Raw genomic sequence first — 14700 nt, 5'->3', positions numbered from 1 at the left:
TGTTGTGGTCCTCACCAATGGCACTTGTCAAGTGACAAGAGGTCCTTTCCGCGGTTGCCGTACTCAATTGCCTGGTCGCAGGAACCGGACTCAGCAAACAGTAGTCCCAGATAAGAAACTGCATGAAAATCAGTCGGTACTTTGTTTACATGATAAATTGCAGCCGTTTTGGCTGAGTCCAGATAGACCTTTGACAGCGTCGTATTTCCGGCAGCCCGATAGAGCCCACTCAATTGCCACCGGCTCCAAAAGTTACTGGAGTCCAAAGCGAGGTCCGGGCTTTTTTCCTTTCGGAGACTATCGAGAGCCAAACCAAACAGTGTTCGTGCACTATCAGCCATCTTACTGTACTGCTCAGGGCGAAAACCCAAGAGAGAATCCAGAGAGCAGCCACCCAAAGCCGTGAGATCGGGAAACAGGTATCCGAGAACCGTCACTGTATCTACGCTCTTGAATGCCTGCTGAATGACCTCCCGACACTTGTTCCAGTCGCCGTACTGATTCGCGTACACTCCGATCTTGGCAAAATAGTAGCCGGGAGATTTTGGATCAAGGGCGATAGCCCGGTTTATAGACCGTTCGGCGTCGGCATACATTCTTCTATAGCTGAAGAATCCACTTTGCCTGGCGTGGACAAAGGGGTTCAAGGGGTCAAGTTCGCTGGCTTTTCTGAAATTTTCATTCGGTTCGTCGATCATCCCTTTGCGCCACTGTACCAGAGCGATGTTGGAAAGCACTTCGGCATCACCGTGCAGCTCGGAGACAGCCTCGTTAAGCGCGATCAGCGACTTATCGTAATCTTCTTCGATAAGATTATAGTAGATCCCGGCGGCCATGTGTCCGTAGGACAGATCGGACTGGAGTTGCAACGCTTTTTCAAAAGATTCGCGAGCAACTTTTGCATCTGCCCCTTTCGGATCTTTCCATGCTTTTATTGAGTACGCGCGAGATCGGGCCGCATAGGCCAGGGCGAATGAAGGATCGACCGTGACAGCGCTGTCCAAATTGGCAGTAGCCAGGAACATGTTACCATCCATGTCACGTCGCAGCTCATTGATCCCTTTGAGATAGTAATCGTACGCTCTTGAGTCCTTCGTGGGACGGACCGCCAGTTCCTTTCGGTCCGACTCCAAGAGTGTCAGACCGAGTTGAGAAGTGATCTTCGTTGCGATATCTTCCTGGACGGCGAAGAGATCCATCATCTCGCGTTCGTAATTGTCGGACCACATATTGCGGTCATCGGAAACGCGGATCAATCGCGGAGTTATCCTGACTTTGGGTCGCCCGTCTGTTCTTGCCCAGCGGATCGATCCCTCAAGGATGTAATTGACGCCAAGCTCCTTGCCGATCTGGCTCAAGCTTTTGTCCGTCTTCTTGTACTGAACGGCGCTGGACCGGGAAATCACGCCGAGGCCAGCGATCCCGACAAGTCGCGAGGTGATCTCCTCGGTCATACCATCCGCAAAGTACTCGTCATCCGGATTCCCAAGATTCTCAAAGGGTAAGACCGCGATCATCGGCATGGCATTGGCTGTTTCCGTCTGGGTCGAATCGGAGCGCGGGAACAGGAATAAAGCCAGGGCTGCCGCAACGACGATTACCGCCGCTCCGACATACAATTTCAGGTTTGACTTGACCGGTTTGGACGGGGAATGATGTCCGGTCTGCTGCGAATCATAGAGGAGCCGTTTCAGATCGGCGATGATATCTTCAGCCGTCTGATATCTCATCTCCCGGTCTTTTTCCAGTAGTTTGTCGATAACTGTCTGAAGCTTCTGTGGAATCCCAGATTTGTATCGGCTCAATGGTTCTGCCGTATCCTGGATGATAGCTCGGAGAGTGGCGCCTTCGTTGTCCCGGCGAAACGGCGTGCGTCCGGCGATCAACTCGTACAAAACGAGGCCAAAGGAGAACAAGTCAGAGCGATGGTCGATCTCTCGCCCCGAGACCTGTTCCGGCGACATGTACGCGACGGTACCAAGGGTGGAGCCGGTTTTCGTCAGTTTGTCGTCGCCAGCCATAGCCGCCAGCCCAAAATCGAGCAGGCGAGCTCTCCCCTTGGTGTCCACAATGATGTTAGTGGCTTTGATGTCCCGATGTATCACACCGGCCCGGTGTGCTTCCCCTATACCCTGGCAGACTTGTAAGGCGTAATCAATGATGGTGTCGAGCGGTAACGGCTTTTCATGAGCAAAGTGGTGAAGGAGATTTCCCTCGACATGTTCCATGGCAAAAAACGGCCGGCCGTTGAATTCGCTTACGTCATATATAGTGACGATGTTCGGGTGATTCAGTTTGGCGACCGCCTGTGCCTCGCGCAGGAACCGGGTCCTGATCTCTTCGTTTGCAACCAGGTGGAGCGGGAGGAATTTCAGAGCGACATTCCGCTTTAGACGTGTGTCTTCAGCCAGATAAACCTCACCCATGCCTCCGGCACCGATCTTTTCGATGATCCGGTAGTGTGAGACTAGTTCGCCACCCGTCAGGGGGACGTGTGTTCTGGTTTTATCGTCTGAATCTTCTTTTGACAAGCTCAATTAGATCCCGGTCATGGCGGTGGTGAGACCGCCCGTTATTTAATGCCGACTACAAAGATGCACTTTTTTAACAATTACCGCAACAAGTTACCAGTATCGGCCGTGAATTTTAGAAAGAGACGGCGAGCCCCCAGACAATCGGAAAGAATGGGCGAATCTTAGCCGGTGGGGTGCCCACGGATTTCGGTCCGCGAGACAGACGGAGCACGATCGCTGTGATGAATACCTGGGCCCATCTGAAAGTGTCGGAGGGGGCGGTTTCGGGGACTGAAGTAGGTACTGAGGGGGAGCGTTGACAGGGCCGCAAAACTTGCAGTATCTACTCGACGTACGGGTGGACGTGTTGGAAAATTTGAGTGACGGAAGCAATGTGGTTGACTATCATTGGTGCCACGCAATAGCTGAAGATGACCTAATGGCTGTACCGTTTGCAGTAACAAATCCCAAGGATTTGAGCGGGGGTGGGGTAATATGTCGCGATTTCGCAGCTCAAAGGTAATGTGAAGAAACCATATATCCATCGTTAGGCTACAAAGGAAGGAACGATGCGATGCCTCGATACTTGATCTCATTTGATGACGGCTCAATGGACCATATTCCTGATGAAGATTGGCCGTCGGTGGGCGAGGAATCACATAAAGTGGTCCGGGAGGCAAAGGCCGCTGGGGTCTGGATCTTTGGCTGCGGTGTCCAGCGCCAGCAATCGACCATAGTTGCAACAGATGGGAGCATCACAGTCGGACCAGTACCGGAGAAAAAGGCAGTTATCGGCGGGTTTTCGATCATCGAGGTTTCTTCACATGAGGAGGCACTCGGTTGGGCTGCCAGGATCGCTGTTGCGTGTCGCTGCGCGCAGGAGGTTCGCGAGATCATGTTCGACCCGGAGTCGCAATAGGAGATAACTGGGCCGTATGGACTAACAGCGTTCATGCCGTACTTACGGCAGGCATCGGCCACCTACAGTCCGTCCTCGACATCCTTCGGAATGCCGATAATCTGCTCCTCGGAATTGCGGGATCGCTTTATGAGTGGTCTTACCTTAGGGAGGATAACGCCAAGATCGTCGGCTCGGGCATCCTATTGATGTCAGGAAATATGGCGGGGTCTACGTGACGCATTCTGCAACTGGGTCAGGGAGAACTTGGCGTAGAATTGTCGCAGTGCCACAAGTCTCCTGGGGTGAGACAAGCTGCGCTAACCTTATTCTGAGATTACACTTAGGTCAAGACTCGATTCAGTGTCCATGCCGGTGATGCAGGTCCGGCCAATGTGGGTGGCTATGGATCACTGGACCGTGTTCATGTGGGTGACTATGGCTGCCCACGGGTGATGGAGAATTATGGTCGTGGTCGTGGTGCAGGTCGTCATGCCGATGCGAATGGTCATGTAACATGGGCTCATGGCTGTGCTCATGTGCATGCCGATCACGGAACATCACCACCAATGCGCCTGTCAGAAGCATCGCCGCAATGATCTGGACATACGATAACCCCTCGCCCAAAATGACGACCGACAGCAATACACCGATGAACGGTGCGGTCGCAAATAGGGACTGACCACGAGTAGCGCCCAACCGTTGAGCCGCAGCGATGTATAGCGCTATGCTCGCACCGTAGGCAAAGGCACCCAGAAGCAACCCGCCGAAGATCGCCGGAATATCTGTTGTGAGGGGTTGGACAGTCACGCCGATCAGTGAATTGGTGACACCAGCCACAATCCCTTTCACAAATGTGCTGTAAGCCGGGCTGATACCATCGATCAGTGCGGTGAAATGATTGTCGAATCCCCAGCAAAGGCAGGCTAATGCGACAAGCGATCCCGCCAAAATACCCGTGGTTCCTTGTTCAAATGAGAGCAAAACACCTGCGGCCACTGTTCCAACAATACCGATCCATCCATAGCGTCCAAGATGATCATGGAAGATGAGCCAGCCGAGAAGGGCAGTAAATACCAATTCAAGGTTCAGCCAGAGTGAAACTGAAGCAGCCGAACCGAGTTTGAGTCCAAGCAGCAAAAATACCGGACCGGCTATTCCGCCAAGCAGGACTGCGCCGGCTAGGCGCAATTGGTTCTTTCTGGTCATTCGGAAAATAGAAAGACGCTGACTCCGACGAAGCACCAGCGGCGTAACTCCGATAGCCCCGCCGAGATAGAGCAGACCTGCCAGTTGGAAAGCCGACAGTTCGTTGAGCAGGAGTTTGCTCAGCGGTGTCGCCGTCGCAAAGAGCAACGCCGAGATCAGTGCCATGAAGAGAGCCGCCATATGCGTCGAATATACCGTTCGGGTCGGAGAAATCAATGTTTGGAGGCACCGGGCCACAACTCAGTGACCCGGTGTACCTTCTGCAATTACGCTGTCAGACTCGACTCATTCTTCCGTCCAAAGAGCAAGTAGAGCACTGGAATCACAATCATATTCAGGAAGGTGGCCGTCAGGAGGCCGCCCAAAATCACGATCGACATCGGCGATTGGATCTCGCTTCCCGGCTTGTGGCTCGCCAGAGCCAGTGGAATAAGCGCCAGACCGGCTGTGAGCGCCGTCATCAGGACCGGCGTCAGACGTTCAAGCGAACCCTGGATAACGGCCTCACGAAGAGGCATCCCCTCTTCGTCGATTAGGTGATTGTAGTGCGACACCATGAGGATCCCGTTACGCACGGCAATTCCAAAAAGCGTGATGAACCCGACCAACGAAGCGATGGTGATGACTCGATCGGTCAGGAAAACAGCCAGAATGCCACCGATCAACGCCAATGGCAGATTGGCCATAATGAGTGACGCCTGGCGGAAACTCCCGAACTCCATATAAAGAGCCACGAGAATGGCAATGATGGAGATCAGACTGAAGATCGTGACCGTACGAGTTGCTTCGCGCTCGCTCTCGAACTGTCCGCCGAATTCTACAAAGTACCCCTGTGGCATCGGCACTCCGGATGCAATCTTGCCTTCAATCTCCTGCACCACGCTATTGAGATCACGTCCCGTGACATTGGCCTGCACGACGATCTTGCGCTGGGCATTCTCGCGAGCAATGTAGTTTGGACCCTTGTCGACGATAATATCCGCAACCATAGCCAGCGGGATCCGTGCGCCGGTAGGAGCATCGATCAGGCTGTTGCGCACAGCTACGAGATTATCCCGATACTCCGGCGCATAGCGAACGATGAGATCATGACGGCCGTTTTGCTCGTACACTTCCGATGCCTTTACCCCAAGAAAGGCGATATCGACGAGTTCGTCGAGGTCAGCCGGTCGAAGGCCATACAGCGCCATATGCTCACGGTTGGCACGGATGCGGACCTGGGGGATATCGGTCTGCTGGTCAACCGAGAGGTCAACAATACCCGGAATCCCTTCCATCTGCGCCTTGACCTTTTCGGCAAGATTGCGCAGTTGATACAGGTCGGTTCCGAAGATCTTGACCGCGATATTGGCTCGTGTGCCCGAAAGCATATGATCGATGCGGTGGCTGATCGGCTGTCCGATGGTGATGACAGTGCCGGGCACCATGGTCAGTTGTCGCCGCAACTCCTCCATAACTTCCTTCTTGGGATGTTCAGAGAAGTCGGTCTCAACTTCAAGTTCATGCGCATGAGAACCCATGGAGTGCTCATCCATCTCAGTTCGACCGGTTCGTCGCGCCGTGGACTTCACCGCCGGGTGGGCCAGAAGGATATCCTCGACCATCGCGCCGATCTTGTGCGATTCTTCGAGCGATGTGCCTGGTACAGTAGCGACAGAAATGTTCAGTGTACCTTCGTTGAACTCAGGCAAAAAAGATCTTCCCAGGAACGGCAAAGTTGCCATAGCGAGCACTACCAGGATCGCGGAGACGCCCAGCACGAGCCATCGCCGGTGCACACAGAAATCGAGGGTAGGTCGATATGCGCCCTTGAGTGCGCGCACCAGCCATCCGTCGCCGTGATGCTTAGGAGAGGTCTTGCGCAAAAGCCATGAGCTCATCGCCGGCGTGACCGTGACCGCCACCAAAAGCGACGCAAAGATGGAAACAGCGTAGGCCAGGCCGAGCGGCTTGAGCATGCGCCCTTCGATCCCGCTGAGGAAAAAGAACGGCACGAACACCACGATAATGATAAAGGTCGCCATCGCTATCGGTCCACGGATCTCGGAGGATGCCGCGGCTACAACCGCGTCATACGGCCGCTGTTCGGCGACCGGTCGTCCGAGATTCTGCCGAATTCGCCGATAGACGTTTTCGACATAGATGATCGCATCATCCACCAGCACACCGACGGCGATCGCCAGCCCGCCCAGGGTCATGGTATTGACCGTCAGGCCAAACGCCTTGAGTACCAGCATCGCGATCACCAGTGAGAGCGGTATAGCGACCACCGAGATGATTGTGGTTCGGAAGTTCAGAAGGAACAGGAAGAGAATCACAATCACCAGAATTGCGCCGTCGCGGAGTGCGTGTATGACATTTTCAACCGCGACTTCGATGAAATCGGCCTGTTTGAAAATGTCGGTGTGCAGTTCGACATCGGGGGGAAGAGATGGCTTGACCTGCTCAAGCGTCGCTTCAATCTGACGGGTGAGCGCCAGTGTGTTGGCGTCGGGTTGCTTGCTGATGACCAGCAGCACGCCATCTTCGCTGTCAATTGACGCAGTCCCCAGCTTGACAGCTGCCGCCATTGATACGTCGGCAACATCGCGAACCAGAATCGGTACACCGTTACGCGTATCGATCACGGTGAAAGCAACATCATTGAGTGTGCGTATCCGTCCGATACCGCGCAGGAGGTACTCTTCGCCTGACTGAACGAAAAAACCGCCAGTAGCATTGATGTTTGATTCTGAGACCGCCTTGAGCACATGCTCAAGAGTGAGATCATATTTGGCGAGCAGGTAAGGATTGATCCGTACCTGATACTGCTTTACTTCACCTCCATAGACCAAGACTTGCGAAACCCCGGGAACCGACTGGAGCCGTCGGCGCAGGTCGAAGTCTGCCATGGTGCGCAGATCCATCTCGCTGGTTGAGTCTGCGGTCAGTCCAACCAACATAATCTCACCCATGATGGAGGTGATGGGAGCCAGGATCGGGCGATCCACGCCTTCGGGAATACTCGCCTGGATCGCCTGGAGCTTTTCGTTGACGATCTGGCGCGCTACATAGATGTCGGTCCCCCAGTCGAATTCGACCCAGATAGTGGAGAGTCCCTGGATCGAATTGGAGCGCACTCGACGTACACCGGATGCGCCGTTGACAGCCGTCTCGATAGGAAAGGTGACGAGCATTTCAATCTCTTCAGGAGCCATGCCGTGGGCTTCGGTCATGATCGTGACCGAAGGTGCGGTCAGATCCGGAAAGACATCGACCGGCAATTTGAGCGTCGTATAAACACCAAACACCATAACTGCCACGGCCGCCAGAAGGACAATCAGCTTATTGTGCAGGCTGATCTGCATCAGTTTTTCAAGCATGTTGATTCCTTCCTCAGTGGGCGTGCGGATGGCCGATGGCCGCGGTGGTTGAGGCCAATTTCACCATGTAGCCGCCGCGAGTGACGACCCGTTCGCCTTCAGCAAGACCGTCGAGAATCGCTATCCAGCCACGGTCGTGATTGCCGGTTTTGACGACTCTCTTTTCAAAGGATTCGCCGGAGACATGGACGAACAGGACCTGCTGCGCCTCTTCGTCGAACAGGGCGCTCTCAGGAACGGCGAGAGATTGCCGACTGTCGCCGTTGAGCAACTCGCCGGGAAGCGTCTGACCGATTTTGAGAAGATTACCTCGGTTGGGCACTTCCATGAGGAGCGGAACTGTCCGTGTCTGAGGATCGAGAACCGCACCGGAACTGATCACCCGAACGTCGGAGCCGTCCAGCACGATCCCGGTATCAAGCCCGGGGACGGTGAGATAGATTCCAGATGGTGTGCCGAGCGAATAGAAGTCTTTTTCAAAAACGCTGACTTTCAACCAGACGCGGTCGGGGTCGGCCACAGTTATCAGCGGCTGACCGGCAGTGACGGTCTGCCCGGGTTGTACGTGGACTGCAGAGACCACACCGGAGATGGGTGAGCGCACTTCCAGAAGTGTAGAGTCAGTCGCATTGCCCAGAGCGTCGAAACCCGCTTTCCGCACCAGATATTCCTGGCGAATCTGGTCGTACTCGCGTTTCGAAATAGCATCACGCTGGAGGAGGCGCTCGGCACGTTCAAATTCCTGTTTGGAACGTTCGAACGCGAGTCGTTGCTCGGTCCAGCCATTGGCACCTTCGAGAGGTGGCGCAAGTGAGATCAGACGCTGACCGGCCCGTACTGAAGTTCCGACAGGCACGACCATGGATGAGTTGCCCGCACGAACGATGCCTGCGGCTGGGGCTGAGATCTCGGCGTAGGCATTGCCGCGCGGCGTAACCTCGGCAACAGTGTGAACTGAGTGCTTGACTTCGCGGACTATCGCCGGTGCTGTCTCGAATTCGACCTTCCACTGCTGTTCTTTCAGGTAAGAGATCCCTTCGTCGCCTTCTTCGGCTTCCTCGGGGTAGGCTTCGGCTGAGGCGTAGACTTCAAAGCCGTCGATCGCGAAAGCCTCATCGACCCGCTCGCCATCGTAGGACAGTGTGAAATCGTAGCGACCGGGTTGAGGCAGTTCAACCATCGGCGTGAATATTCCTTCCCGCAGAATCGAATCCTTTTCGATCGTGAACTGCTGCCCTGAAGAGTGTCTGAACTCCAGGCGTACTTTGCCGGAGCGGATAGGCTGGAAATCATCCATTGTGGTCAGGTGAATAATGAACTTGCCTGGCTCGTTGACGACCAGCAAGGGGTACTCCATAAAGAGCTCCATCTTGTCGGTCCATAGGGTGACCGCGCGAGAGGGTGGCTCGTTCTGAGCCTCGACTTCATGCGCGTGATCGTGACTTTCGCATCCGACAATCGTCAGGGCGATCAGAGTCAGAGACGCTGTGATATATCGATACACGGAATCCTCCAGATCTATTCGAATTGCACCAGCGTTTGGCCGGTGATCGCTTCAAGTTCAAAAATATCCTGGTAATAGCGTACCAGGTGGTCAAAGTAGTCGGTCAGCCCGGTGACTTCGATCTGCACCGCGTTAAGCAGTTCACTCAACGTCAGCCAGCCTTCTTCATATGAAAACAACAGGTCGTCAAGTGCTTCCATGTCCTCTTTGAAATGATCGTGCGAGAGAGCCAGAGTCTCCCTTGCCTCGTTGATGGAAGTGACCAGATTGCTGATCCGACCAAGTTGCTCAGACCGATAGCGCTGTGCTTCGTTTGAGGCCAAAATTCGTTCGAGGTCGAACTTCCTTGCTGTCGCCCGGTTGGCATTAAGAAATGGCAGACTGAAAGAGGCTCCGATAACGTACCCGTTGTTACCGGGGTCGATCGACTTATATCCGCCATACAGATTAAATGACGGTATGATGCGAGCACGCTCCGCAGATGCCTGCATTGATAGCGCTTGTTGAAGAATTTGCCTGGACTGATATCCTGGCCGATTCTCTACGAGTTGTGCATAGTCTTGGCCATTACTAAGTACCACTGGCACAAAATCAATCGGCGTCGCCAGCGCAATTCTCTGTTCCGGCAAGGCGCCAAGCAAGATTCGCCACTGAATCTCTGCTTTGCGACGTTCAGCCAAAGCTCTTTGGTGCTGGGTTTGCAAGGAGATCACGGTCATTTGGATCAGATGATTTTCGACTCCAGACAAATGCCCTTCAGTGTGACGGGTTGTCGCCACGTGAGAAGCGTCGGTGAGCACTTCGCGTATATGAGTCAGTCGAGACAACTGGGCATCGAATAGCCTGAGTGTGGCATACCCGGCTTTGAGTTCGCTCAAGAGCAGTGCTCGACTTTCCTCTGCTGATTGCTCTGCCGAGCGAAGCCGTTCATTCCAGGCCGAGCGACGTTTGAGTGAGATCCAGGGCATTTCAAAGGTCTTGCCGATTGTGATCTCGGTCTCTTTGCTGCCGTCGACACTTTGGCGGTCAATGCCCAATTCAGGATTTGACGGCTGCAACTCGATATTTCGCTCGGCTTTGATCAATCCGAGCTTGTGGGATATATCAGCCGCCCCGAGACTCCGGGTTCGCGACCAATCCTCCAGTTCAGTAAATCGGATGGTCAGGCTGTCCTCGCCTGTGGCTGTTCCGGCGATTGCCAGACATGCCATGACGATGAACAGACTGCATGCGTGTTTGCGCATACACTATTCCTCAGTAAAAAATGTTAATGCTGTGAGAAGTGATTAAACAGGGAATCAGACGATCACTGGGGGACCGCGAAGATCTGGAGGAACTACCGAACGCGATTTGTGGAATAAGGGAGGGTCTGCCGCATGATGGACCAGAACCTCTTGCGAAGTATTGTCAAGGGAAGTTACGGTATATACGATGATATCGGCGGATCGCTGTAGTTGACTGAGCAATCGCTGACAGAGATTGCAATCAAGAACTACGTGATCGGTATCGTGATGATGCTCGTCTTCGTCGGTGGCATCAAGATGTGAATCACCGACAGTCGGAGGGTGGATGCTGAGAACAAGTCGCGTCCCCTCATCATCGTGCACGTGGTGAACATGAACAAACGGATAGAGCTGCCCAATTCCAGCTATCTGGAGGAGCAGGAAGCAGGCAAACCACCAACTTCGGGCCAAAGAGCGCATGTTTCCGGAAACGTGTACCACAATGGTCAATTTATCGTCACGATCGGGCTAAAGCAAAAGAATAAGTTGTAACTGAACCAGCCCGTTCGGGGAAGTTCTGTAATGTCACAAGGGTGCTCCCGAGCGGAGGATGTAACATTATGAAAGACAAGGGGATGAAAATGGCGGGGTTGACGAGACTCGAACTCGCGGCCTCATGCGTGACAGGCATGCGTTCTAACCAACTGAACTACAACCCCGAATCATGGAAAAGAACATTCACAAACCAGACACCAGTTGGACCAGCGCCAGCTGCCTGACAATGTGCCACCCAAAAAACTGGGCGATACAGGATTCGAACCTGTGACACCCTGCGTGTAAGGCAGGTGCTCTAACCAGCTGAGCTAACCGCCCGGTTCTCCTGTGAACACCGTCCGGAACAACCAGCCAGATCACTGTCTCCAGCATCACTGACTAAAGCCGCCCGTTGGCAGACCGTCAATATATACGACTATCGGAAAAAGGCAAGCGCCCAAAAGGGCTGAGCAGAAAAATGCCCACCCAATAACTGGGCGGGCAGAAATAGCTGTCGGGTCTGGTTAATCGATTACAGCGTAATCTATTAGCTGACCTTTGTTTCGGGGGCTGCCGATTCGCTGGGTGGTTCGGATGCCTGCTTTTCCTTAGCCAGAATTGCCCACGGTACCAGAACGCAATAACCCACAACCAGGAGGACTGGCGCCAGGCTGGTGGAACCCTGACTCAGGGCAAAAAAGCCGATCACAATCACCACCAACGAGACAGCAAACAGAATGTAGTTCTTTCGTCCGAACGGCCACTTCTCGGGGGCTCGAACCAATTGCGCCGTCGATGGACGGCCGCCTGATGAAAGCGGTTTTTTCTTTGGGATTGCCATAGTACCTGTCAAAATAGAGGTTCCCGGTTGACTGTCAAGGCTTTTGCGTCGCCTTACGACGATTCATTATACCGCACCGAAAGCCCTAACGCCCAGACAAACATGAGCATCTGGCGAACCTCCTCGTCGGCAAAGGTAGCTTCCGTGAGAGAAGTGACGAGAAAAACGACCGATCCGACCAGGGCGGCCAAAGCAAATCGTCGTTTCTCTATGGTCAGGCGTAAGTCGAAAGCGGCCTTGCCCACGATTCGAAATACCGAAATCCAGATTCCGATGAAAAAGAGCGCACCCGGGATCCCGGCAACGGCGGCAATATTCAGAAAGTCATTGTGCGCATGAGCCAACTTCCGTTTTTCTTCGACATCAGGATCGAGTCGCGCCACATACTCATCCCGGAAGTTTCCCTGCCCAACTCCACAGATCGGATTTTCTGCAACGATGTCCAGCGCTCGTGTCCAGATGTATACCCGACTTCCTGCATACTCCGAAGAGGTATCGCGCCCGAGATTCTCGCCGAATTTCTGTCGTGATGCCGGCAGCAGTGCCGCGAGTCCGACCAACCCAACGAGGGCAGCGATCGTCACCCACCTGATCTTTCCCGGTCGCATCGAGGCACAGAAGATCAGAGCAATCAGGATCGCCGCGATCGGCGTCCGGCTGGCTGTCAATACAACTGCGATCAAGCAGAGCAATGCAGAGACAAGGAGAACGGTGAATCTCTTTCTACTGAACATTAAATATCCGCAAAGGAAAGTCCCGGCGGTGGCATAGAAATTGGCGAAAGTCAGCCAGTGGGTGAAATTGCCTACCGGTCGGGCAACCTCGATCGCTTCAAATGATCCGTGAGAATAGTGCAGCCAATGCGTCCCGGTGAAAAACTGTGTTACTGCAAACAACGAAACTATGCCGGTTGCCACAGCGAATCCGAAGAGCACTTTTTCACTGTAAGAACGTCGCTGAAGTAGATATATCCCGATCGGGATGGCCAGGAACAGCCACTCCTCTTTGCAGATCAGCAGTGAGCGAAGCGGCGTTTTTCCCATGACCGCCGAGAAAAGCAGCCAGATCAGATACAGGAGGATAAACAGGTAGAGAGTTTTGGCGGGGCCCGCGAAAGGATTGTGTCGCTCGCGAATCGAAACAGCGATAAAAAGTGCCAGCGAAACGCCCAACATCATCTGGGCGAGGGCGATCGAAAATGCTGAGGTGATGACAAAGAGGGCAAAGCAGATCTGAAGCGCTCGGTTCAGCCAGTCTGTCGAGGCTGCAGTCATGCCACCAGATCCGTTTCGATCAATTCGACCAGCAGGTGAATCAGAAAGAGGTGCTCTTCCTGCACCCGCTGAGTGGAAGGATGCGGAATGAGCAAGGCACGGTCGACGGAATTGGCGATGCGAACACCATTGGCGCCAAGCAATCCGATCGTCAACATGCCGCGTGCTCGCGCGACCTGAATCGCGCGCGTCAGACTTTCGGCATCATCGGAGGTAGCGATCACGATCAGCAGGTCTCCTTTGTGCCCGATTCCTTCGATCTGGCGAGCAAACATCTCTTTGAATCCAAGTTCCGTAGCTGCCGCGGTCAGGACAGCAGTATCTCCGGCTAGAGTTATCGCCGGGAGCGACTGCCGCAAATGGTCCGCGCGTAACCTGACCACCAACTGCGCGGCAAAATGCGAGGCGGTTGCAGCGGACTCGCCATTTCCGGCCAGGAGGATCTTGCCGCCTGAACCGATCACGCCGGCGATCAGGTTGGAACACTCAATGATCTGCTCGCCGAGGCGTTCGACGATCACACGTCGAAGGAGCATAGATTCTTCGGCATGGCGCCGAAATCGTTCAAGTTTCTGGATGCTGTTCATACGCGAATGGTCTGTTTGGGATGTGCAGCGGCGGTGAGTTCGCGAAGATGCTGCAGATTGTGATCGCTTTCAAAATGATTGCCGACAACTACAAATGACGCCCCGGCTTCAATGCGAGCGGCGACAGACTCCGGAGTCTTAAGTCCGCCTCCTACGATCACCGGAATAGAAATGTACGAGGATACCTCGCGGACCATTTCCACTGGTACCGGCACTTTCGCGCCGGAGCCTGCCTCCAGATAAACCAGTTTCATACCGAGATATTCGGCGGCTAACGCGTGGGCCGCGGCGATATCATGTTTACCGCTCGGGATCGGCGGCGAACCGGAAACGAATTGCACCGAGGTCAGATTGCCTGACTCGATCAGCAGATAGCCTGTCGGGATCGGTTCGATCCCTGACTCCTTAATGATCGGCGCCCCCTTGACCTGTTCATCGATGAGATAAGTGGCATTCCGGCCGGAGAGCAGTGAGGTGAAGAGGATGGCATCGGCATGCTCAGTGATCTGGGTTATTGAGCCAGGGAAGATGATCACTGGAAGTTCGGTTACTTCTTTGATCGCCTGGACCGCGGCTGGGAAATTGCTGCGAAGCACGAAGGAAGACCCGATGAGTATGGCATCCACGCCTGATTCTTGCGCGGCCTCGGCAAGGCGGAGATATTCCCGTTGCGTGATCCGGTCAGGATCCAGCAGCAGAAGGAAACCACCTCCCTTTTTAGCCCGTGTTTCGATCAGCCGTGCAAATACCGACAC

At 54.2% G+C, this 14700-nt stretch carries 11 protein-coding genes and 2 tRNA genes; 2 read left to right on the top strand and 11 right to left on the bottom strand.

Features of this window, described 5'->3' with window-relative positions:
- Nucleotides 1-11: 11 nt before the first annotated feature.
- Entirely contained in the window at nucleotides 12-2531 is a 2520-nt protein-coding gene (locus IPH75_12915) for a protein kinase (GenBank protein MBK7142971.1), read from the bottom strand.
- A 556-nt stretch (nucleotides 2532-3087) separates the two neighbouring features.
- Here IPH75_12915 and IPH75_12910 point away from each other — a divergent pair.
- On the top strand, nucleotides 3088-3432 hold the full coding sequence (locus IPH75_12910; protein MBK7142970.1) for a hypothetical protein: 345 nt from the start codon (nucleotides 3088-3090) through the stop codon (nucleotides 3430-3432).
- Between the two features lie 339 nt (nucleotides 3433-3771).
- Here the strand turns inward: IPH75_12910 and IPH75_12905 are convergent, their stop codons facing one another.
- The 4 genes from IPH75_12905 to IPH75_12890 form a co-directional block, all read right to left on the bottom strand.
- The gene (locus tag IPH75_12905; protein ID MBK7142969.1) at nucleotides 3772-4800 is read right to left on the bottom strand and encodes an EamA family transporter; all 1029 of its coding nucleotides are present in this window, start codon (nucleotides 4798-4800) and stop codon (nucleotides 3772-3774) included.
- Between the two features lie 86 nt (nucleotides 4801-4886).
- Complete coding sequence (locus IPH75_12900) at nucleotides 4887-7982, bottom strand: efflux RND transporter permease subunit (protein ID MBK7142968.1); 3096 nt, start codon at nucleotides 7980-7982, stop codon at nucleotides 4887-4889.
- 13 nt (nucleotides 7983-7995) lie between these two features.
- Entirely contained in the window at nucleotides 7996-9486 is a 1491-nt protein-coding gene (locus tag IPH75_12895; protein ID MBK7142967.1) for an efflux RND transporter periplasmic adaptor subunit, read from the bottom strand.
- 14 nt (nucleotides 9487-9500) lie between these two features.
- Nucleotides 9501-10730 (bottom strand): TolC family protein, encoded by a 1230-nt coding sequence (locus IPH75_12890; GenBank protein MBK7142966.1) that lies wholly within the window; start codon nucleotides 10728-10730, stop codon nucleotides 9501-9503.
- A 321-nt stretch (nucleotides 10731-11051) separates the two neighbouring features.
- On the opposite strand from IPH75_12890, the gene IPH75_12885 reads away from it, so the two are divergent.
- Nucleotides 11052-11261, top strand: a complete 210-nt coding sequence (locus tag IPH75_12885) for a hypothetical protein (protein ID MBK7142965.1) — start codon at nucleotides 11052-11054, stop codon at nucleotides 11259-11261.
- Between the two features lie 90 nt (nucleotides 11262-11351).
- On the opposite strand, the gene IPH75_12880 is transcribed toward IPH75_12885, so the two are convergent.
- From IPH75_12880 to IPH75_12855, 6 genes are all read right to left on the bottom strand, one after another.
- Nucleotides 11352-11428, bottom strand: a tRNA-Asp gene (locus IPH75_12880).
- Between the two features lie 80 nt (nucleotides 11429-11508).
- Nucleotides 11509-11582 (bottom strand) — tRNA-Val (locus IPH75_12875).
- Between the two features lie 208 nt (nucleotides 11583-11790).
- Nucleotides 11791-12084 (bottom strand): hypothetical protein, encoded by a 294-nt coding sequence (locus IPH75_12870; protein MBK7142964.1) that lies wholly within the window; start codon nucleotides 12082-12084, stop codon nucleotides 11791-11793.
- Nucleotides 12085-12137: 53 nt separating this feature from the next.
- Entirely contained in the window at nucleotides 12138-13358 is a 1221-nt protein-coding gene (locus IPH75_12865) for an O-antigen ligase family protein (GenBank protein ID MBK7142963.1), read from the bottom strand.
- On the bottom strand, nucleotides 13355-13945 hold the full coding sequence (locus tag IPH75_12860) for an SIS domain-containing protein (GenBank protein MBK7142962.1): 591 nt from the start codon (nucleotides 13943-13945) through the stop codon (nucleotides 13355-13357). Before IPH75_12860 ends, IPH75_12865 begins: the two co-directional genes overlap by 4 nt.
- Entirely contained in the window at nucleotides 13942-14700 is a 759-nt protein-coding gene (locus IPH75_12855; protein ID MBK7142961.1) for a geranylgeranylglyceryl/heptaprenylglyceryl phosphate synthase, read from the bottom strand. The genes IPH75_12860 and IPH75_12855 overlap by 4 nt, the downstream gene beginning before the upstream one ends.

This window comes from bacterium (assembly GCA_016708025.1).
Classification (GTDB): domain Bacteria; phylum Zixibacteria; class MSB-5A5; order GN15; family FEB-12; genus FEB-12.
Note: the sequence above shows the minus strand (reverse complement) of the source record. Positions and strands in the feature narration are given on the sequence as shown.